The sequence below is a fragment of the Bdellovibrio sp. HCB117 genome, assembly GCF_047305915.1.
GTDB lineage: Bacteria > Bdellovibrionota > Bdellovibrionia > Bdellovibrionales > Bdellovibrionaceae > Bdellovibrio > Bdellovibrio bacteriovorus_B.
On the sequence record NZ_CP178622.1, the window covers coordinates 66,478 to 85,705 of the forward strand.

Consider the following 19,228-nt stretch of genomic DNA (forward strand, 5'->3'; position numbering starts at 1 on the left):
CTGAAACCTTTTTGAATCGCCTTCTTTCTTAGTTATTGAAATCCTTATAGATATTTTCGATGGCCTTCATTTTCCCCAACACTTCTTCTAAAAAGAGAGTAAGATGTGGGGGCATATATGAAGCTCAAAGAGATTCTTGATAAAACCACCGCCTTTTTTAAGGACAAGAAAATCGAGACCGCCCGTCTTGATGCCGAGCTTTTACTTGCGCACGGTTTGAAACTTGAACGCATTCAGCTTTACCTTAAATTCGACCAACCCATGAAAGATGATGAGCTCGTGATCTTGCGAGAGCTTGTTCGTCGTCGCGCATCTGGCGAACCCGTAGCTTATATCTTGGGATATCGCGATTTCTTTAAATATCGTTTTGAAGTTTCTCCGGCCGTATTAATTCCTCGCCCCGAAACCGAACACATCATTGAAGAAGTTCTTTCTTGGAATTCTGATAAAGAATCCGCATTGGGCTTTATGGATTTGGGTTGCGGTTCGGGTTGCATTGGTCTGACTTTGTTAAAGGAATATCCTCAAGCAAAACTTTTGGCAGTGGATCTTTCCGAAAAAGCTTTGGAAGTCGCTTCAAGAAATGCGGAAGCTTTAGGTGTTGCTGATCGCGTGAAATTCCTGCACGCAGATGCCGCGCAAGAAGATGTGCTTATGTCGACCTACATGGGCTTTGTTGGAAAAAACAAAGTCGACGCGTTGGTCTCAAATCCTCCATACATTGCGCATCAAGATAATCAGGTGGAAGAAAACGTCAGAAAGTTTGAACCTAATTCGGCTCTTTATGCGGATGATAATGGTTTAGCTCTTTTGAAAAGTTGGTCGCGAATCTATGGAAATCACTTGAGTCCTTCCGGACTGATGTTGATGGAAATGGGAATGTCACAAGGTGCGGCGATGAAAGAGCACTTTAATAGCTTAAAAATATTTAACGAAATCAATGTCGTCAAAGACCTCGCAAGTCATGATAGAGTCATTCGTGGAGTAACACATGGATAAAATGGTCGTCGTGGGCAATGGCCCTCTTCAAGGTACAGTATCTGCGAGTGGCGCAAAAAATGCGGCACTTCCAATTCTTTTTTCAACTCTTTTGGCTGAAGGTGAACACGTCTTCTCGAATATGCCAAAGCTTAAAGATATCGAGTCAACTGCGGCTTTACTTGAAAGCTTGGGCTGTGAAACTCGTTGGGATGGCGATAAGTTCATCGTTAAAGTGAGCCGCATCCAGTCTTATGAAGCGAGCTATGACCTTGTTCGTAAGATGCGCGCAAGCTTCCTATGTATGGGTCCACTTCTTGCGAAGTACGGTGAAGCCGTGGTTTCTCAACCTGGTGGTTGTGCTATCGGAAGTCGTCCTATTGATCTTCACTTGGAAGGTTTCAAAGCCTTGGGTGCAGAGATCACGCAAAAAGAAGGTTACGTTCATGCGGCTTCAAAGCGCTTGCAAGGGGCGAACTTTTTATTTGAAACTGTGACTGTGGGCGGAACTGAAAACGTGATGATGGCCGCTGCTTTAGCTCAAGGGCGTACAGTTCTTGAGAATGCGGCGAAAGAGCCCGAGATCGTGGATCTTGCTGAATATCTAATTAAGATGGGCGCAAAGATCACAGGTCACGGAACAAGTGTGATCGTTATTGATGGTGTAGATAAATTGCATCCTGCCGAGCACTCAATCATGCCAGACCGTATTGAGGCTGGAACCCTTTTAATCGCGGGCGCTATCACTCACGGCCAAGTGACTGTTGAAAAGTGCGTCCCTGCGCATTTGGAAACTTTGATTTTGAAAATGCGCGAAGCGGGTTTCAAAGTCGACACGACAAAAGATTCTATGACAGTCTTTAAAACAGATTCTTGGAATGCTGTCGATATCACAACAGCTCCACACCCACTTTTTGCGACAGATCTTCAAGCTCAATTCATGGCTTTGATGACTGTGGCACGCGGAACAAGTGTTATCACTGAAACTGTTTTCGAAAATCGTTTCATGCACGTTCAAGAGTTGATTCGTTTGGGTGCAGATATCACACCAAAAACGCGTGTTGCAGTTGTTCGTGGTAAACCCGGTCAATTAACAGGCGCACCAGTGATGGCGACAGATCTTCGTGCAAGTGCTTCTTTGGTTCTTGCGGGCCTAGTAGCTAGCGGAGAAACTGTCGTAAACCGTATCTATCACTTGGATCGCGGTTACGAAAAATTGGAAGACAAGCTTTCTTCTCTCGGCGCTAAGATCCGCCGTATCGATTAAAAAAACAAAAGCCCTGAGTAACATCAGGGCTTTTTAGTTTCGGGAGCTATAATCCTAAAGCATCCATCTTGTCTTTTTCGTATGTATCGTTTTCACCAGGATAGCGAAGGATGTTTTCAAACTTGCCGCTTTCCTTAGCTAATCCCCACAAGACACTTTGGCCTGAAGGCATGCTGTTGGGAAGCATTCCAAAAACAGGATCTTGAAAGGCCTTTTTGGCATCGACGACTTTCCAGCCCTGGCGCTTAAACATCGTTATCAAATCATCCAAAAAAAGCGCATTCAAAAGATTGTAGTGAACAAGAAGAGTATGTGTGACTTCTCGGCCCATGACCTTCTTTGAAAGATCATTGTAGTACTGTGCGCGTTCCCACATGTGTTGAAGATAAAAGTCTTTAAATTTATTAAGGTCAAATTTCGGGTCTGCTTGTAGCTTCTGGCGCAATCGCTGATCGATGTACCAATCGGAAGCATCAATCGTCACATGGCCAAAACGATAATCGTTTTTCTTTAACCAATCACGAACGGCATCGCGCTTCTCTACGGTGTCTCCTTCGGCAAGCATGGGGAAGCGGAATATTTTAACGTAACCCGCTTCGCCTTTAAGTCGGTCATGGCAAGCCTGAATATCGTTGATTTCATCTTCGACCAGAACTTTGGCGTCAAATTTTTTATGATTTACCGTGTGGCTGCCAACTATGTGGCCTGCTATCGCCCAATCTCTAAGAAGATTTTGATCTCGATCTGTTTTTAAGTGCTTGCAAGCCACGAACATTGCGGCCTTCGTGCGGTGCTTTTTTAAAATCGATAGTAGCTTCTTATTTCTTTCAGGCGCCGTGAGTAAAGTTTCTTCATGAACGTTGAAGTCGTCCATGGTGATACTGATCTTTGCGGCAAAAGAAGAAGACGTAAAAACCAAAAGGAAAACAAATAACAACTGTTGCATGCATCAAGACTAAAACAGGAATGATGTGAGGGCAAAAAAGAAAAAGGCCTACAAGGAGGGGGATCCGTAGGCCTTTTTTAGAGAAAAAAACTAGTCTCAGCCCGCGGAGGGGATGGGGCTGAGACCCTATGATCAGAGGTTATTATCTAACCTCGCTGATACCGAACACAAAGAAGACGACTGCTTTGTTCCCAGAACCGAAACTAGGGAGGGGGTCCACAGTTTCAAGCTCGAAGTTGGGAGCAAGTTGATGTTCAAGTTCAATACCGCTAACCATAACTTTAGAACCAACAAAAGGTGTAAGTTCGATTTGTGACTTCAATACGAAGAATGTCTGCTGATCTTCCATCGCCAACACAAGCGATCCATCAGCCAAAGCCACGATCTCACCAACGTGTGTTTTGAAGTTGTAGTTTTGAAGTTCCGTAGAAGTGATGTCTTCACCAAGAGCATTATTTGGAAGAACCCCTGCGCGAGCTACTGCTGAAATCGCAAGAACAACCAAGATGTAGACAGCAATCAATGCGTTACGAATCACTTACGTACTCCCCAAAAGTAACAACTAACGAAAGTCTATAAAGCAAGTCGTGTGCCAAACTGAGACAGTCCTGAAAGTGCTTTAATTTCGATTTGGAATCCGGTGGTTGTAAGTACCCAACTCAAATCGGAACCAAAGGTAATTCCATTCTGGAACGGGGGTTCTATTCTGGAACCATTTTAGAGGTATTTCCGGGACTAAAGCACAGACCTTGAGTCCTGGTCCCCAGGGCCATAGTCCTTTGTCAAAAACCTCAGTATAATCAGGTGTCTATGTCGCGCATACAAGTCACTTGGGTCGTAAAAACACGGAATGGTCAGGTTAAGGGACCGTATTCCACTGAAGCCATTCTTCGCATGATTGGTGAGGGTGTTTTTTCGGGTCAAGAGATGATCTCGAAATTACCTGATGGTCAGTGGACATTGATTTCGAAAGAGCCTGCATTTTACGACAAACTTCTTGAAGCTCTGGAAGGCATCGTCGATGTCGATCCAAAAAAAGCGCAGAAGATGGAAGCTGAAACTGTCATTGTGCAGCCTCCCCGTCCTTCAGCAAAAACGAATACACAAATTCCAACTCCGACACCGGATAGTTTTGCGAATATTAAAATCGATAAGCCAAAGCAGCAGGTGGATATCTATGAAACTCCGGCTTATGTGCCACCGGCAGCGAAAATTTCTTCGGTTTCAAACGCAGGCTCTGGAAAATCTGATTCTGTTATTGAGTTATCCAATGTCGATAACATGGAAGGCGGAGAGCTTCGTAAAAACTTAAAGCTGCCATTTATTATTCTTATTGCAGTCGTTGTGATTGGTGGAGCTTTATTATTCTGGGATTCCGGTCCCGATGATGGATCTAAAATTCATTTGTTAGCTCCGGGTAAGTCAGCAAATACGTTGTCTGATCAAGCTGTGAAAGAAAAATTAAACGAAGCTCTTTTCGCCATGGAGCAAGACACATTTGATTCTTACGTGTCGGCTCAAAATAAACTTGTCAGCCTTGTTGAGGGTGCGCCGATGAATATCGAAGTGCGTGCTCTTCTGTGCGTCGTTTATAAAGAGCTTTGGCCTTTTGCTGTTCAAGATGCTCAAGACATTAAGACTGTGGCCACAGCGACTCAATCGACGCGCGCTTTAAATGTCGTCAGTCCGTTTGGACAAGTTTGTGAAGCTGTAAAGCTTATGACTTCTGGAAGATACAAAGAAGCCAAAGGTGTTGTCGAAGCGACTCTTGAAAGCAGCGAACCGTTCTCTTTGCTTCCTGTATTGTACGCCTTCAAAGCGGAGTTGCTTGACGGCGAACGAGATTTTAACAATGCCATGCCTTACTACGAAAAAGCCGCCCAACTTTGGGATAAATGGCTAGGCCCCCAAGTAGCGCTGGGGAGAGTTTTCTTTGAGCAAGGTGACTTCACTTCGTCGTCAGCGATCTTAAATAACGTAATTAAGAAAAATCCTAAACATCGTGAAGCTAAAATCCTGTTAGGGATTGTTGAATATCGTGGTTTTAAAAAATCAGATACAGCCTACAGCTATTTAAGTACGGCATTAGATGCTAAGGGAAAAGTTTCTCAGCTTGTCGAAGCTGATGGTTATTCCGTTCTTTCAGAAATCTTCGTTCTTCGCGGGGAAAAGAAGAAAGCCCTAGAAGCGGCTCAAAAAGGTTTTGCGCTAAATCCTAATAATTCTGAACTTCGTCAACTCGTAATCCGCCTAGGTGGTTCTGACAAAGTGAAGGGCGACAAAGGCCGTAACAACGAGCTTCTTTATTTGGGTGACCAATACGTGCGCCAGGGGGACTTCTTGGCGGCGCAAGCGGAGTTCAAAGCGGCATTTGAGGTAGATCCTAAGAACGGAACTGCGGCAATGAAAGCGGCGAAATGTTTGTGGCAATTAAATCAAAGCTTTGAGGCGATTGAGTGGTTGAATAAAGCCATCAAGGCCGAGCCGAAGCTTGTGTCAGCTTATGTTTTACAGGCTGACTATATGTCGCAAAGATTTGATTTCGTTGGGGCGACACAGATTCTAACAAATGCTATTCGCATTGCTCCTAATAACTATGAAGTTTTGCGTGGTTTAGCTCTTCTTGAATTTAGAAAAAACAATATGGTTGGCACTGTGAACTATGCTCTTCGTGCGGTGAAAGCATACGACGGTGATATCGAAACGCACATCTTGTTATCTAAAGCGAATGCTTTGCTAGCGCGTTCGATTATTCCTTTGAATAAAAAGGAAATTGAACGAAAAGAAAATGCCGCCAAAGATGCCATCCGCTATGCCACAAAAGCAGTAGAGATCGATGCGACGAACCCTGAGGCGCAGATCACTTATGCTAAAATGCTGGCGCAAACAAATGGTGTCGATTCAGGGATCAACTATTTGAACGAATTGATCAAACGATTCTCTTACACTTTGGATTACCGGGTGGCGCTTGCAGAAGTTTACAAATCAGAAGACCGCTACAGTCAGTCCAAAGAGATTTATGAGCGTGTTGTTGAAGCCGATCCTAAGAATAAAAAAGCGTGGCTAGGGCTTGGCGAAAGTGAAAAAGCTTTGGGCCTAAACGACAAAGCTCTGAAAGCTTTCTTAAGCGCGGCCGTTCTTGATCCCACTGATGGCGAAGCCTTGTTCCAAGCCGGGAAACTTTATTTGGAAACAAGTCGTTTCGAAGAAGCCATTCAGCAGTTTAAGCGGGTTCAACGTTTAAATCCGAATTACCCAAGAACGCATTATTATATTGGTAAAGCGGCCTTTTCTTCAGGTGACTTTACGACAGCTCTTGAGGCTTCGAAGTCTGAAAAGAAGCTGAATCCTAATGTCGCTGACTCTTATATTCTGGCGGCAGAGGTATACACTGCTCGCAAGCAGTTTGCAGAATGTGCGGCGGAATATTCTCAAGCCATGAAGCTTCGTCCTCAAGGTGCGGATATTTATGTGAAGTCCGCGACCTGCTATCGTCAGTCCGGTTCTTTGGAAGTGGCTGAAGACATGTTGGCTTTGGCTTCTAGCCGCGAAAGCGGCTTTGCAGAAATTTATCGTGAGCAAGGGGCGATCTACGAACTTAAAGGGGATGCTCGCTCTGCGGCGCAGGCTTATAATAAATATTTAGGCCTCTCGCCAAACGCTCCAGATCGTGTTGAAATAGAAAACAAACTTTCACGGCTCGGCAACTAAGGACGGACGTCAGGAGAAATTCAGCCATGGGAATCGGCGACAAAATGAGAGGGCTGGCAAGCAGCGCTCAAGAGGGAGTCAAATCTAGTACTCTTTCTTTCTTCCACTTCACTTTGCGATTTATCACAGGGATTCTTTTAGGCCTTGTTTTAGGTTTAATTGGCCAAGAATTAATGGGCTACGGAACATTTGCCCTTATTTTCGTAATGGTGGTGGTGACGGCGATTATTCTTAAACTCCAATCGAGTTGGAGCTTTGGGCAGATTTTGATCTTTGACTTGATATGCGTTCTTGTAGGGATGCTACTAAGAATGTATATATTAGTGGCTCCTTGAGCGGTCGTTGAAAAAGGCCCATCCGACTGCGTTGTCGGGCCTTGTCCTCGCTCCGACGTACTAAAAGTACGCCTGCGCTGCGGGAAGACCCTCCGCCTTGCGGCTGAACCTTTTTGAACGACCTTGACGGTGGTTCGGAAAGGATTATGAAGGGTCTAAATTCAATGACTACTATCTTGTAGCTGACTTTGTGGTTCGTTTTAATTCTTTTATAAATTGAATCACTTTTAAATTTTGATTTTGTGTTTGTTAAGTGAAGGACGTTGACGATGATTGATATTAAACTTCTTGAGAAAAAAGCTGAAAATGGGACTTCTTACTTTGATGAGTATAAGCAGGGGTTGATCAATCGTGGGGCTTCGACGGATGTGCTTGAGCAGATCATGGAGCTTAATAAAAAACGTAAAGAGATGATCACTCAGGCCGAAACAGCGAAGGCGAATCAGAATAAATTGAGTGGTGAGATTGGTAAGCTAAAGCGTGAAGGTAAAGATGCTTCTGCGGTTCTTGCGGAAGTTGATACTTTGAAAACTCAAGTGAAAGAGCTTGAGGCAAAAGCGGCTGAGGCGGATCAACAAGTTTATAACTTGGCTTTGATTATTCCTAATAAACCGAATGCTTCTGTGCCGGTGGGTTCTTCTGAAAAAGAAAATAAAGTTTTAAAAACTTGGGGTGAGCCTCCGAAGTTTTCTTTTAAGGCGAAAGAACACTGGGAGTTGGGCGAATCTTTAAACATCATTGATTTTGAGCGTGCAGGTAAAACTACCGGAACTCGCTTTGCCTTCCTTAAAGGGGCGGCAGCACAAATGGAGCGTGCATTAATTCAGTTCATGATGGACATGCACTCGACTCGTCATGGTTATATAGAGATGATTCCTCCGTTCATGGTGAACAGTAACAGTTTGTTGGGAACAGGGAACTTTCCGAAGTTTAAAGAAGATGTTTTCCACTTGGAAGGTTCTGATCTTTATCTGATTCCGACTGCAGAAGTTCCGGTGACGAATTACTTCAATAACGAAATTTTGGATGAAAAAGATCTTCCTGCTAGCTTCTGTGCTTACTCTCCTTGCTTCCGTTCTGAGGCAGGCAGTGCTGGCCGTGATACGAAGGGTTTGATTCGTCAGCATCAGTTCGACAAAGTGGAATTAATGACGTTCTGTCATCCGGATAAGTCTTATGAAGTGCACGAGGCTTTGACGTCTCATGCGGAACAAGTATTGATGGATCTTGAGCTTCCGTTCCGTCGTATGCTTCTTTGTACGGGAGATATGGGTTTTGGATCAGCAAAGACTCATGACCTTGAAGTTTGGTTGCCAGGTCAGAACACGTACCGCGAGATCAGCTCATGTTCTAACTTCGAAGACTTCCAAGCTCGTCGCGCCAACATCCGTTTCCGTTCTGCAGGTGGAAAACCTCAATTCGTTCATACTTTGAACGGATCTGCCTTAGCTGTAGGCAGAACACTGGTTGCGATCCTTGAAAACAACCAACGTGAAGATGGCTCCGTCGCGATTCCGAAAGCACTTCAGCCCTACATGGGCGGTCGCAAAGAAATCCGCTAAAAGGTGCCTGCTTCTTTTTAGTACTGTGATGCGTTAAGACCAACAACTGCTTGAAGTCTCACGTCAAAACCCATAAAACGGTCGACGGAGAGTTGGTAGAGTGGTTGAATACACCAGTCTTGAAAACTGGCAGCCCTTCGCGGGGCTCGAGGGTTCGAATCCCTCACTCTCCGCCATTTAGGGCTTCCAGTCCGATTTAAAATCCCAAAAAATTAATGACCTCTACTGATCGCAGAACCGGTTTTATCAATCGTTTCGTCAGTTCGTATGCGTTTTGAAATTACGGATCCTTTGTTCTGATCAAGAAACTTCGAAATTTCTGAATTCAGTTGTTGTTTGTGAGTGATGAATAGTCCGTGGGGAGCTCCATCATACTTTTTGAAAATCGCTTGGGGTACTAGCTTAGCGGCCGCCTCACCTGAGGTTTTCAAAGGAACGATCTTATCGTCAGTACCGTGAATAATAAGTGTTGGAATATCAAACGCCTTCATGTCTTTGCGAAAGTCAGTGTGGCCGAATGCCGTGACGCAATCTAAAGTCGCTTTCAGCGAAGCCATCATCGCCATGTTAAAACACCATTGTTGAGTTTCATCCGAGACAGGATGTTTTACCACGTTCACGCCGAAGAACATTTTCGTAAACTGGGCAAAGAATGCGGGGCGATCCTCTTCAATTTGCGAAATCATTTGTGCGAAGACTTTCGGCTCCACTCCGTCGGGATTGCTATCGTCTTGCAAAAGATAAGGAGTCACCGCTCCTAAAAGAACGGCACTAGAGATTTTGGAAGAGCCGTAACGACCTAAATATCTCGCGATTTCTCCTCCGCCCATTGAAAAACCGACAAGGGATACTTTTTCGAGTTTTAAGTGGTTGATTAAAGAATCCAGATCATCCGCATAAGTGTTGTAGTCATTTCCGCTTGGGGTTTGTTCGGATCGACCGAACCCGCGGCGGTCATAGGTAATAACTCTAAATCCTTTCTTTAAGAGATCTAAAGTTTGATATTCGAACATGTCGGCGTTCAGCGGCCATCCGTGAATCAAAATCACGGGCGCACCTTCACCCATGTCGCGGAAAAAAATGCGGGCTTGATCTTTTGCCTTAAAGAATTCCATGTGAGCTCCTCTGTTTTTCGATGAAAATAATTGTTATGCGAGTTACGCCGACATGCCATTAAGGCGCCTAATTTGTGAGTAATTACATTCTTGCTGTGCGAAAACATTGAGTTTCGCCACTAAGTTCGACAAACTGGCGGCTCAACGGAAGGGCGATAAATGGGAACACTCATCGATATTATTTTGCACTTAGATCAGCATCTTGTGGAATGGATGGCTTTGTTTGGTCCTTGGATCTATGTGATCATGTTCCTGATTATATTCTGTGAAACAGGATTGGTCGTAACACCGTTCTTGCCGGGGGACTCTTTGTTGTTCGCATTGGGTGCACTGACTACGGTTGAAGGTGGATTGAATCTTTGGATTTTGCTGGTGAGTTTAACTATTGCGGGAATTCTTGGCGATACCGTGAATTATCATATCGGCAAATATTTAGGACCGAAGGTTTTTGAATCAGACAGCCGCTTCTTTAAAAAACAATATCTACTGCAAACTCAAGAGTTTTACGCGAAGTGGGGAGCATTCACTATCGTTGCCGCTCGTTTTGCACCGATTGTAAGAACATTTGCGCCCTTTGTAGCTGGAATTGGTTCAATGAATTACCGTAAGTTTGTTTCTTACAACATTATTGGTGCTATTGCGTGGGTCTTTATCTTTATTCTTGCGGGGCACTTCTTCGGTAACTTGCCAGTTGTTAAGCGCAACTTCCACATCGTGATCTTTGGAGTCATCGGCGTTTCATTAATTCCGGTAGTATGGCCCATGGTTAATGGCTACTTGAAAAAACTAAAAGGCGCCAATCACTAGGCGGCCTTTGGTTTTCTTAATCCCTGCATTTTAATAAGGAACGGATTCGTTTTTAAATATACCGGATCCAGTTCCCCATAATATTTCAGAATACTTTCTAAAGCGAAATCCCCTGAACTTCGATGACTGGCTTGAGTACTTGATAACAATCTGTGTAGCGCATCCCAAACATCGGCGTTGAGCTGTTGTTTTGCGACTTCAACGATAGTGTCAGCCGCGACACGGTTGTTCTTAGAAAACATATTTTCCCAGATCTTTCTTGCTGGGTATCCGTACTTACCAAGAACCACGATGGTGTTAGCTTGAACGCGGTAATCGTCGTGATCAAGAAGCTTGGCTAATTGATCTTCTAAAGTTTTAGTCCAATGTTCTTTAGGAATGATTCTTCCAATAAGACTGACATAAGCAGACAGCACCTTTGTGCTAAGAAGCTTTTCTTGTTCGCCCGTAAAGAAAGAATGAAATGTTGTTTCTGCTTCCTTCGAAATTTCTTCCATGGTGGTTTCAAATTTATGAAAGCGAAGGGCGTGAAGAATCTTCACCAGATCATCATCCCTGCGAGTGATGGCCATCAGTCTTAACTTCTTTAAGGTAAATAGCATGTGGGCATCTGCGCGGAAGTACGAAAGACGATCCCACATTGAGGACTCAAAAATCCACTCAATCGAGTTGAAGTCGCGAGCGCGGCAGATCATGGATTCTTCTTTGAATCCTTTTAGTTGATTCACCTTGCGGTCAAAAACAAACAGTAGTCCTTCAGTGTCTTGAGAAGCGTCCTGGAAGAAAGTTAAAACCTGATGGCTTTTGTCGTCGACCAATGAAAGCAGCCTTACTGATTCAATAAGGGGAAGTCCGCTAAGAGCATGTCCTTCATCCAATTTAATGAAACGCATAAGTCCGTGAGCGAAAGAGCCTTTCAATTTGAAGTAGTGATTCGCTTCTTCAGGAAGGCCGTTCTCAATCACAGTGGCTTCATAAAACAAATCGCGAATACAAGCCGCAGCTAATGACTCAGTAGAAAGCCCTGGCGCCATATCGTCTTTAAAGTGAAATACAATTTCGTCCCCGACAAATTGATAAATCAACCCATCATAACGTTGAATGACTTCCCTGGCGCGAGCGAAGTACTGGTTCAAGATAGTAATTAGATAAGTGTTATCCTTTTCAAGGAACATCTGAGTGTATCCGTTCAGGTCCACTCGACACATGGTCGCTTCGAAGTTGTAAGGCGCTTCTTTACCACTTTTCAGTTCGTGAAGAATCGCCGGTCCTACAGTTTCGCTATAGACTTCACTTAGCTTTTCTAAACGTACGCGCTCGCCTTCAAGCCCCATAGAGGCTTGAAGAATGGTTTCGGCTTCTTTGGATGTGGTTTTGATTTCGGCAATTTCACCGCGAGAACGACCAGCTAAAGTTTTGCTTAATTGAATGATGTCTTTGAGTAAAAGAAATCCAATTAAACCCAACATGATCGTGACTATAGCGATATCTTTCCCAAAAAGAGGGAGCATGATCATAAGGGTTTCCCAGATGATCTCTGCTTTCCCCGAGAATGTGCCCGCTGTAAGTTTGAAATCCATGACTTTGATGGTTTTAAATGTCAGGTCATCTGAAGTTATAAATTCATTAAATCGTTTGTAATTATGATTTAGATCATCAACGTTGCCAGTATTGTTTTCAAAGAAAACAACTTCGTCGGCATTCTGTAAAATATAGAAATCTATGAGGTGGAGTTTTCGGGCTCGAGATAACCTGTCCTGTAGGCTTTCTGGTCGCTCTTGAACTAGAGCCCCTATGGATGACTGAAGTATATAATCAAGATTTTCCCTGCGGTTTTCGATTTCGCGATCAGCAAGTTTGGATGCCTGGGTAAAAAACTGGTAGCCAGTGAGTCCTACGTAAAAGACCCAAAAGCTGAAGACCAGCAAAAATAAAATAGATTTCTTATTTTTGCCGAACAAATCTGTCTCCTTGGTCTACAAAAATGATTTGTCCTTTTGAAGCTCCGTAACCATTTCCCGCCAGGTCTATGACGGTGATACTATTTTGCTTCAGAGTATTGATGAAGTTTTGATCTTTTAGCTTTGAGCGCGCTTGATTATATGAGCCGCTCGTAAAGAATGAAACAACCTCATCTTGGCTTGGTATATACACGGAGGCTGTTCCCCTTTGAGCATTAGACTTGTTTGCTTGTCGTGCTGGAATGGTGGAGCTGCCTAGTGATCCACCCGTATTGCCCGAACTGCCTGAGCCTGATGACGGAAGCGATGCAGAGGCCCCGCTGGACGAGCCAGAGTTACCGACTTCAGATGCAGAAACTACTGGTGAAATTTTCGAACCGGAAGTAGATGCTATACTTCTTTGATTCATTGAAGCTGATGGACGCGTTTCTTGATTCGGGGCTGATGCCACGTAAGATGTTCCGCGGGTCAGGTCAATCTCTTCTTTAATGTACTCTCCGGCACCTAAACCATCAGAACCCATCTTTTTAAGATTTCTTGCAGCAGCTACTTCTGATCCAGTGACAACTTTGGTGTTCAATTTGTATTCGCTGGCCGGAGAACGCGAAGATGTACTGCGACTACTCTTTTCGGAAGAGGAATCGGACCCTTCGTACGAAGAAGCATAGGAAGAGACGGAGCTATTTGAAGCTCTATAGCTTTCATTAGAGATGTTATCCGAAGTTGAACTCGAACTGCCGCCCCCACCACCTGATGAGGCTAATCCATTCACAGGCACTTCTGCGGCCACGGCTGGGGATCCCGCTAGTACTTTTTCAGCCATTCTTATAACCGGGCTAGTCTGTTGTTGGCTGGCTTCTTTAACCGATTTTGCTCCGCCGGCATCTGCCAGTCGATTCATATCAGTTGGTGAACCTGCTTTAGGGAGGTCAGCGGGAGCTTCTGCAACAGCTCTATCGATTTTTTGTGGAGCTTTTTCCGTGGCATTCTTACTACCGATATTAACAAAATTTTTATTTGCAAGGATGCTTCTAAATTGGGAAGTAGATTTAGAGACCTCTACGCGATGGGAGTTCGGACTACAAATTTTTGTTAACTCAATCGGCAATTTCTCGTCTTCAATTGACGATTTATGCAATACCTCATGGAATATCTTATCGCGGAAATCCGTTGCAGATAACTTTTTACCTTCAGGCAAATTAATTAGTATTAGACCTTTTTCAGAGGTTTGCATGATTGGCGCCTTAGATTCCTTATCGACAGCCTTACAGACGAATGCTGGTTCTTTATTTTTGCCTTCAGCGATAGAAATGATAGCATTCTTGAAGCCGACGATTGCTTTTTGATGATTAGTTAATCCCTCTTTCTCTCCTAAGATTCCCACGAATATTGCTTTAGCCTTCTCGCTTTCAAGGCATTTCAAATATTCGTTACCCTTATTGTTATTCGAGGGTGGCTTTAGTACGCTTTCAATAGATTCAACAAGCGCCGCCGGTTCGCCAACATTGAAACATTCTTCGCTTAAAAAATTCTCAATGTTTGATTGGATTTTCGCTCTGCCAATACTCGAAATATCCGAGAGAAATTTTTTCCAGGGTGTGTTGTCAGTTGTGCAGACGGGCCCTTCGGTAGTGAAGTTGAAATAGCGTATGGGTCTTTGGGAAGATTCGATTTCAAATAGATCTTCACCCTTTTGAAGAATTAATTTTTCGGTAACACCGGAATTAGCAAAGAGTCTTATTCGATATTGTTTTTCTGATTCCGAACTCGTCACATCGATCAGTAGATTTCCTTTCTTGATTCTCCAAAACTCAAGATTTTTGTCCTGATCAATATCAATACGGGTATCTTCGTAGTTTCCGTCGACATAGGTGAACGCAGTTCTTTTATTTTCTTGTGAAAAATATGGCGAAACCCAGGCAAATGCGCTGCCTGCATAATAAAAGGTTAACAGTAGTGATATAAATGCGGGTTTCATTCGAAGCTAATATCGGATTTTCTGCGGAGTTTGTTTAGTAGGGCTTAGGCCTAGGACAAGGTCAGGCATTTGGTCGAGGTAAACAGACTCTTCTTTCATTGTGCCGATTGAAAACGCATCATTAAAATATGAAATCATTCTTTCTATTAGTTTTGTTGCTGCCCGTATTTTCTTATGCACAAGATGCGGCATTTCGCGGAATCGACCAATCTTATTCAAACATAAAAAGCGAAACCGAAATTAAAAACATGCCTCGAATTACTTCGCAAGACGGATTAGGAATTTGTTATGCGCATGTAGCGGCAACTTTGATGCAAGCTGAAAATTGTCGAGTGTTGAAGCAAGAGTGCTCTTCGCTTCCAGAGGAGGAGTTATTTTCTCCCTTGGACGTTTCGAGATTTGGAACCGCAAGAGATGAAAGCGAACCCCAAGATTACAGATCTACCTATGAAGGACTACAAGGTGTTTTGAGTGGAGGAAACCCTCACAATGCAGCGATAATTGGCGCTTTGGCTGTAGGCAGCTCCGCAAATGAGGCGTGTGTATCCCTAGATAAAATACTTAGCAAAATGAATTCTAGAGGTGAAACGGCAGAGGCCCAAGTGGCCCTGTGGAATCGACTCAAGGAAAGCTTTGATAAATATAAAAAGAACAAAGACTGCCCTACTTGTTTGAATGATATTTATGCTACTGCGAAGTCAGATATTGACGAAAATCTCAACCTTACAAAAACGAACGAAGAAGTTTTGAAAGCTTTCGCACAAGATACCTATGATAAATTTCTAGACGATCTTCTTGGTGCAAAAAAATGTGTGAGAGCTAAGCAGCAAGCCTTTTTTGAGAACCGAAATGCGACTTACGAAACGTATCCGGAGTCAAATCCAAAGAATCCAAAGAAATTAAAATCCCCGGTGTCAGCGGCCCAAATCAAAGAAAAGATTAAAGAGATTCTAAGAGGAGGTCGACCTCTGGCATTAGCAGGAGTCTGTCTTGCTGACGGAAAGGTCAACTCCTGCCCAGACGAAGCAAATCACGCAGTTGTCGTTGCTGGGTATAGACAGATATGCAAAGCGGACGGTAAATGCCGAGAGTCTCTGAAAGTCGTAAATAGCTGGGGAAAAGCTTGGCAGGACGAATTCAATGGTGGATGGGTCGATGCAGATACTTTAATGGCTCACACACAAATCAAACCCGATGCTCTTGGCTGGTTCGCTGATGGGAAGAAACAACAATGATGAATCTATTTTTTGCGGCGGTTGCAGGCTTCGCATTTGCCGCTAATTCGCCTTTGAAGCTCCGATACTTTCAAAACGAATCCTATAAACAAATAGTCACTGAAAAGGTCGGCCAATTTAGAGTCGATGAAAAATGTGCGAAAAGTAGTTCATGTAAAAGCTTGCAGATAGCTAAAGGTGGACCTTACAAAATCCACAAAACGAAAGCATCATTTATCGGCAATCCCGCCGCAAACTATTGTTGGGACGTGGGTGCAAAGAACAGGGTCCTTAAAGACGAAAAGAATAATCAATACGATTATTGTGTTTTCGAAGATGGCTCAATAATAGACGCGTGGACTCTTTATAGCAGTCACTTCCCAAGAGAAAAAATAAAGTAGTCTACTGCTTCTCAACGTAGATATTTTTAATGTTGTGGAAGATCTTGCCAAACGTTCCGGGTGCGCCCTCGACACCTGGTTCGGGTATACCCTTGCGCTGGAAAATATAAGCGGAGAATTCTGTTTGCTTATCAATAAAGAAAGAAAGTAATCCTGTATGTCCGCCACTCCTTCCGGAGGCTCCAACCATAGCTATCATCAAATTTCCTTGTCCTGTTTGTGAAGTAATACTGAGAAAGGATCCTCGTACGTCAATGTCCTCTTTAATGGGATCACCTGGATAACGAGTAATGATGTGAGAAGCCATTAGTGTCATAGGGCGATGATCGTCCATGACGATTAGTTTTTTTGCGCTAATTGAAAGAGCATGTCCGTTAGTTTTAATTCGTCCGTTCCTTAAAAAATAAAAACGTCCGTCGATGGTGATCGTATGGTCCTTAGTAAGTTCTACGAGTTCACTCACGACAAAATCACTCGGAACTTTTTTATATAATTTGAGAATCGAGTAAGGCTCCGTATCGAGATCATTGTAAGCCATTAATTCAATCTCAACCGTTCGTCCTGATATGACAAATGCCGTGTGGCTATTCTGCAGATTATTAGAATTGTAATTCTCACGAATTTTTTTATTGATGGAAACTTGAACGTGCTTGATGTGCTCAGGCCATGAAATAATCATTTTATATTCCATTGGCTCCGGTAGTTCTTGGAACTCCACAGAAACATTTTTCTCTGATAGTTTGCTATTGATGACTGTCTTTTCCAGTGTCCTTGGGACAGTTTCAATAACTTCACCACCGGCAGGGCTTGCCGGGCTGTTGTAGCCAGCATCTTTCTGAGAAGAACATGCTTGGGATATTAAAGCTGAAACAATCATTAACAGAAGTCGCGATTCCATGAAAATCTCCAGGCATTGCCGCATAGACATTTTTGTCGGGGCCTTTTTAGTTTCTCGCAGAAGACTTAATATTTATTCTGAAATAACTTGAATGATAACGTTCCCAGTTATGGTCCCTAAGTTGCTTGGCTTCCCACCGATACCATTCTTGCCATTTTCCCCGGGAAGGCCGTCTAAACCTTTACTGGCAGTTCTACACGGATATTGTGATGCACCAGGTTCTCCACCTTTGCCTCCGGGGTGCCCAGAGGCCCCAAGTCCACCAACTCCTGGTAGGCCACGTCTCTGAAAAACTTGTAGCTTAAAGTTTAAATGATCCTCAATAAAGACGGATATGCTTCCCGTAGGGCCGCCGTCTTGTCCATTTTCTCCGTCTTCCCCTTTAGATCCCTGTTCGCCTGGCTCTCCATCTTGAGGCTGTTTCTTGCAGATAGTAGTTATAGGCTCGCACCCAGTGATGTCAGGACCCATTTTTTTGCATGGCTGTCTAAGAGTTTGAATTTCGCCTGCTGAACCAGGCTTGCCATTTTTGCTTGGATCAATTCTCTGAATATTTAATAAACGTTCAATATCAACGCCATTTCGACCGTCATTTCCGTCTGCACCAACTAGGCCGACTTTTAAAAGTCCAATCGCTGATTTAACCTTGATGATAATCGGTAAATCAAAGTTATCTTCATCCTTCTTAATTTTGACAGAAGGATGACGAGTCAAAATGTGAGAGGAAAGGATGCTATTATTTTGGTAGCTCTCGTCACTCAAAACAATCAACTGCTGCGCGTTTATCGTTAAGGCATATCCATTGGTATATAAAGTATGACCGTCCTTAAAAAAAACGCGTTCGGCGTTCATTGTCGTATTTTGAATTAGGTTTTTGGGGCGATCGAACAGATAATCCAAAGGAGGTGTCTTCGTAAGTAGTAAGGAGGATATCGGTCCGCCGCTTATCGAATCGAAAGCGATAAGATTGATCTTTTGTACTTCCTCGGACTTCACAAGCTTTTCGTAATAATTTTGATTATCAGCGAGAGAAATAATAACGGGTGCATCATCATTAATATCTAGTTGAATGCGTTTAATCTGTTTTGGCCAAGTAATGATCATTTTATATTGGAGTGGATGAGACTGTGGCTCAAACTTCACAGAAACATTCTGCTCCGTAAGCTTACCCTCAAAGGCTTGCTTTTCCTGTTCCTTCTGGATAGTTTCTATAACATCGTTATTAGCAGGAACTGCAGGCGAAGCTTCGCTATCGTCCTTCTTAAAAGAGCACGCTTGAATCAATAACGCAGAAATAATTAATGATAGAAGTCGCAATGCCATGAAATCCCCTAGCAGCAGAGTTATAAATCAAATTATGTGTTTGTTCCTACTGTCAGTATTTTGTACAGGTACTTAATTCAATACTGACAAAGCAGTGGTCATTTTAGAGGACCAGTGGTGGTAGACGGCGATTCTTTTTATTTAAGGGAATTTAATATTACTGGACCGGCAGAAACCTGAGGACAACTCAAGCCAGGTTGCGGGGTTGACTAATTCCCCGAGTCCCGCCAGTATGGGTCCCCTATGAAAAAGGAATTCATGCTTAGAGCTATTGAGCTCTCTAGAAAAAACATGCAGGCTGGCGCTGGGGGCCCATTCGGAGCTGTCATCGTCAAAGATGGTAAAGTTATCGGAGAAGGTTGGAACAAAGTAACCTCTTCGAACGATCCCACGGCCCACGCGGAAGTTGTGGCGATCCGTAACGCTTGCGAAAGCGCAAAAAACTTCAGCCTGGATGGCGCAGAAATCTATACAAGTTGTGAACCTTGCCCTATGTGCCTTTCGGCAATTTACTGGGCGCGCATCGGTAAAATCTATTACGCCAACACCAGAAAAGATGCGGCAGAAATCAATTTCGATGACGACTTCATCTATGAAGAGATCCCCAAAGCCATTTCAGACCGCAAAGTCCCTATGGAACAATGTGCTCATCAGGAAGCCCTAGCGGTATTCAAAGAGTGGCAAACAAAAGCAGACAAAGTGCCCTACTAAAGACGAGGAATAGGACTTTCA

At 43.6% G+C, this 19,228-nt stretch carries 16 protein-coding genes and 1 tRNA gene; 10 read left to right on the top strand and 7 right to left on the bottom strand.

Annotated features, from left to right (window positions below; genetic code table 11):
• The first annotated feature begins 117 nt into the window (after positions 1–117).
• Positions 118–999 carry a peptide chain release factor N(5)-glutamine methyltransferase gene (prmC, locus tag ACLWBD_RS00325; RefSeq protein ID WP_413569163.1) on the top strand — a complete coding sequence of 294 codons (882 nt, stop codon included), beginning with the start codon at positions 118–120 and terminating at the stop codon, positions 997–999.
• Entirely contained in the window at positions 992–2,245 is a 1,254-nt protein-coding gene (gene murA / locus ACLWBD_RS00330) for a UDP-N-acetylglucosamine 1-carboxyvinyltransferase (RefSeq protein WP_063245016.1), read from the top strand. The genes prmC and murA overlap by 8 nt, the downstream gene beginning before the upstream one ends.
• 46 nt (positions 2,246–2,291) lie before the next feature.
• Here the strand turns inward: murA and ACLWBD_RS00335 are convergent, their stop codons facing one another.
• Both ACLWBD_RS00335 and ACLWBD_RS00340 read right to left on the bottom strand, forming a co-directional pair.
• Positions 2,292–3,191 carry a polysaccharide deacetylase family protein gene (locus ACLWBD_RS00335; protein ID WP_413569164.1) on the bottom strand — a complete coding sequence of 300 codons (900 nt, stop codon included), beginning with the start codon at positions 3,189–3,191 and terminating at the stop codon, positions 2,292–2,294.
• A gap of 142 nt (positions 3,192–3,333) precedes the next feature.
• Entirely contained in the window at positions 3,334–3,729 is a 396-nt protein-coding gene (locus ACLWBD_RS00340; protein WP_063205873.1) for a hypothetical protein, read from the bottom strand.
• A 272-nt stretch (positions 3,730–4,001) separates the two neighbouring features.
• On the opposite strand from ACLWBD_RS00340, the gene ACLWBD_RS00345 reads away from it, so the two are divergent.
• The 4 genes from ACLWBD_RS00345 (at position 4,002) to ACLWBD_RS00360 (ending at position 8,975) form a co-directional block, all read left to right on the top strand.
• The gene (locus ACLWBD_RS00345) at positions 4,002–6,902 is read left to right on the top strand and encodes a tetratricopeptide repeat protein (protein ID WP_373998627.1); all 2,901 of its coding nucleotides are present in this window, start codon (positions 4,002–4,004) and stop codon (positions 6,900–6,902) included.
• Between the two features lie 26 nt (positions 6,903–6,928).
• Entirely contained in the window at positions 6,929–7,237 is a 309-nt protein-coding gene (locus ACLWBD_RS00350) for a hypothetical protein (RefSeq protein ID WP_063205879.1), read from the top strand.
• Positions 7,238–7,506: 269 nt separating this feature from the next.
• Positions 7,507–8,799, top strand: a complete 1,293-nt coding sequence (gene serS, locus ACLWBD_RS00355) for a serine--tRNA ligase (RefSeq protein ID WP_413569165.1) — start codon at positions 7,507–7,509, stop codon at positions 8,797–8,799.
• An 86-nt stretch (positions 8,800–8,885) separates the two neighbouring features.
• A tRNA-Ser gene (locus ACLWBD_RS00360) sits at positions 8,886–8,975 on the top strand.
• 36 nt (positions 8,976–9,011) lie between these two features.
• Here ACLWBD_RS00360 and ACLWBD_RS00365 read toward each other — a convergent pair.
• A complete protein-coding gene (locus ACLWBD_RS00365; RefSeq protein WP_413569166.1) occupies positions 9,012–9,914 on the bottom strand; it encodes an alpha/beta fold hydrolase in 903 nt (300 codons plus the stop codon).
• Positions 9,915–10,073: 159 nt separating this feature from the next.
• Between ACLWBD_RS00365 and ACLWBD_RS00370 the strand changes: the two genes are divergently transcribed.
• A complete protein-coding gene (locus ACLWBD_RS00370; protein WP_063205883.1) occupies positions 10,074–10,721 on the top strand; it encodes a DedA family protein in 648 nt (215 codons plus the stop codon).
• On the opposite strand, the gene ACLWBD_RS00375 is transcribed toward ACLWBD_RS00370, so the two are convergent.
• Positions 10,718–12,301: an adenylate cyclase gene (locus ACLWBD_RS00375; protein ID WP_413569167.1), complete on the bottom strand. Its 1,584-nt coding sequence runs from the start codon at positions 12,299–12,301 to the stop codon at positions 10,718–10,720. The two genes, ACLWBD_RS00370 and ACLWBD_RS00375, sit on opposite strands and share 4 nt — an antisense overlap.
• 364 nt (positions 12,302–12,665) lie before the next feature.
• Positions 12,666–14,660, bottom strand: a complete 1,995-nt coding sequence (locus ACLWBD_RS00380; protein WP_413569168.1) for a hypothetical protein — start codon at positions 14,658–14,660, stop codon at positions 12,666–12,668.
• Between the two features lie 128 nt (positions 14,661–14,788).
• Between ACLWBD_RS00380 and ACLWBD_RS00385 the strand changes: the two genes are divergently transcribed.
• A complete protein-coding gene (locus tag ACLWBD_RS00385; protein ID WP_413569169.1) occupies positions 14,789–15,895 on the top strand; it encodes a hypothetical protein in 1,107 nt (368 codons plus the stop codon).
• Positions 15,892–16,275 carry a DUF333 domain-containing protein gene (locus ACLWBD_RS00390; RefSeq protein ID WP_413569170.1) on the top strand — a complete coding sequence of 128 codons (384 nt, stop codon included), beginning with the start codon at positions 15,892–15,894 and terminating at the stop codon, positions 16,273–16,275. Before ACLWBD_RS00385 ends, ACLWBD_RS00390 begins: the two co-directional genes overlap by 4 nt.
• Position 16,276: 1 nt before the next feature.
• On the opposite strand, the gene ACLWBD_RS00395 is transcribed toward ACLWBD_RS00390, so the two are convergent.
• Entirely contained in the window at positions 16,277–17,173 is an 897-nt protein-coding gene (locus ACLWBD_RS00395) for a hypothetical protein (protein ID WP_413569171.1), read from the bottom strand.
• Between the two features lie 72 nt (positions 17,174–17,245).
• The gene (locus ACLWBD_RS00400) at positions 17,246–18,496 is read right to left on the bottom strand and encodes a hypothetical protein (RefSeq protein ID WP_413569172.1); all 1,251 of its coding nucleotides are present in this window, start codon (positions 18,494–18,496) and stop codon (positions 17,246–17,248) included.
• Between the two features lie 243 nt (positions 18,497–18,739).
• Between ACLWBD_RS00400 and ACLWBD_RS00405 the strand changes: the two genes are divergently transcribed.
• Entirely contained in the window at positions 18,740–19,207 is a 468-nt protein-coding gene (locus ACLWBD_RS00405; RefSeq protein WP_063205892.1) for a nucleoside deaminase, read from the top strand.
• The last annotated feature ends 21 nt before the right edge of the window (positions 19,208–19,228 follow it).

Bases quoted from the DNA above. Each gene is read 5' to 3' on its own strand.
- prmC (WP_413569163.1), top strand. From the start codon at position 118: ATGAAGCTCAAAGAGATTCTTGATAAAACCACCGCCTTTTTTAAGGAC.
- murA (WP_063245016.1), top strand. From the start codon at position 992: ATGGATAAAATGGTCGTCGTGGGCAATGGCCCTCTTCAAGGTACAGTA.
- ACLWBD_RS00335 (WP_413569164.1), bottom strand. From the start codon at position 3,191: ATGCAACAGTTGTTATTTGTTTTCCTTTTGGTTTTTACGTCTTCTTCT.
- ACLWBD_RS00345 (WP_373998627.1), top strand. From the start codon at position 4,002: ATGTCGCGCATACAAGTCACTTGGGTCGTAAAAACACGGAATGGTCAG.
- ACLWBD_RS00350 (WP_063205879.1), top strand. From the start codon at position 6,929: ATGGGAATCGGCGACAAAATGAGAGGGCTGGCAAGCAGCGCTCAAGAG.
- serS (WP_413569165.1), top strand. From the start codon at position 7,507: ATGATTGATATTAAACTTCTTGAGAAAAAAGCTGAAAATGGGACTTCT.
- ACLWBD_RS00365 (WP_413569166.1), bottom strand. From the start codon at position 9,914: ATGGAATTCTTTAAGGCAAAAGATCAAGCCCGCATTTTTTTCCGCGAC.
- ACLWBD_RS00370 (WP_063205883.1), top strand. From the start codon at position 10,074: ATGGGAACACTCATCGATATTATTTTGCACTTAGATCAGCATCTTGTG.
- ACLWBD_RS00375 (WP_413569167.1), bottom strand. From the start codon at position 12,301: ATGGATTTCAAACTTACAGCGGGCACATTCTCGGGGAAAGCAGAGATC.
- ACLWBD_RS00380 (WP_413569168.1), bottom strand. From the start codon at position 14,660: ATGAAACCCGCATTTATATCACTACTGTTAACCTTTTATTATGCAGGC.
- ACLWBD_RS00385 (WP_413569169.1), top strand. From the start codon at position 14,789: ATGAAATCATTCTTTCTATTAGTTTTGTTGCTGCCCGTATTTTCTTAT.
- ACLWBD_RS00390 (WP_413569170.1), top strand. From the start codon at position 15,892: ATGATGAATCTATTTTTTGCGGCGGTTGCAGGCTTCGCATTTGCCGCT.
- ACLWBD_RS00395 (WP_413569171.1), bottom strand. From the start codon at position 17,173: ATGGAATCGCGACTTCTGTTAATGATTGTTTCAGCTTTAATATCCCAA.
- ACLWBD_RS00400 (WP_413569172.1), bottom strand. From the start codon at position 18,496: ATGGCATTGCGACTTCTATCATTAATTATTTCTGCGTTATTGATTCAA.
- ACLWBD_RS00405 (WP_063205892.1), top strand. From the start codon at position 18,740: ATGAAAAAGGAATTCATGCTTAGAGCTATTGAGCTCTCTAGAAAAAAC.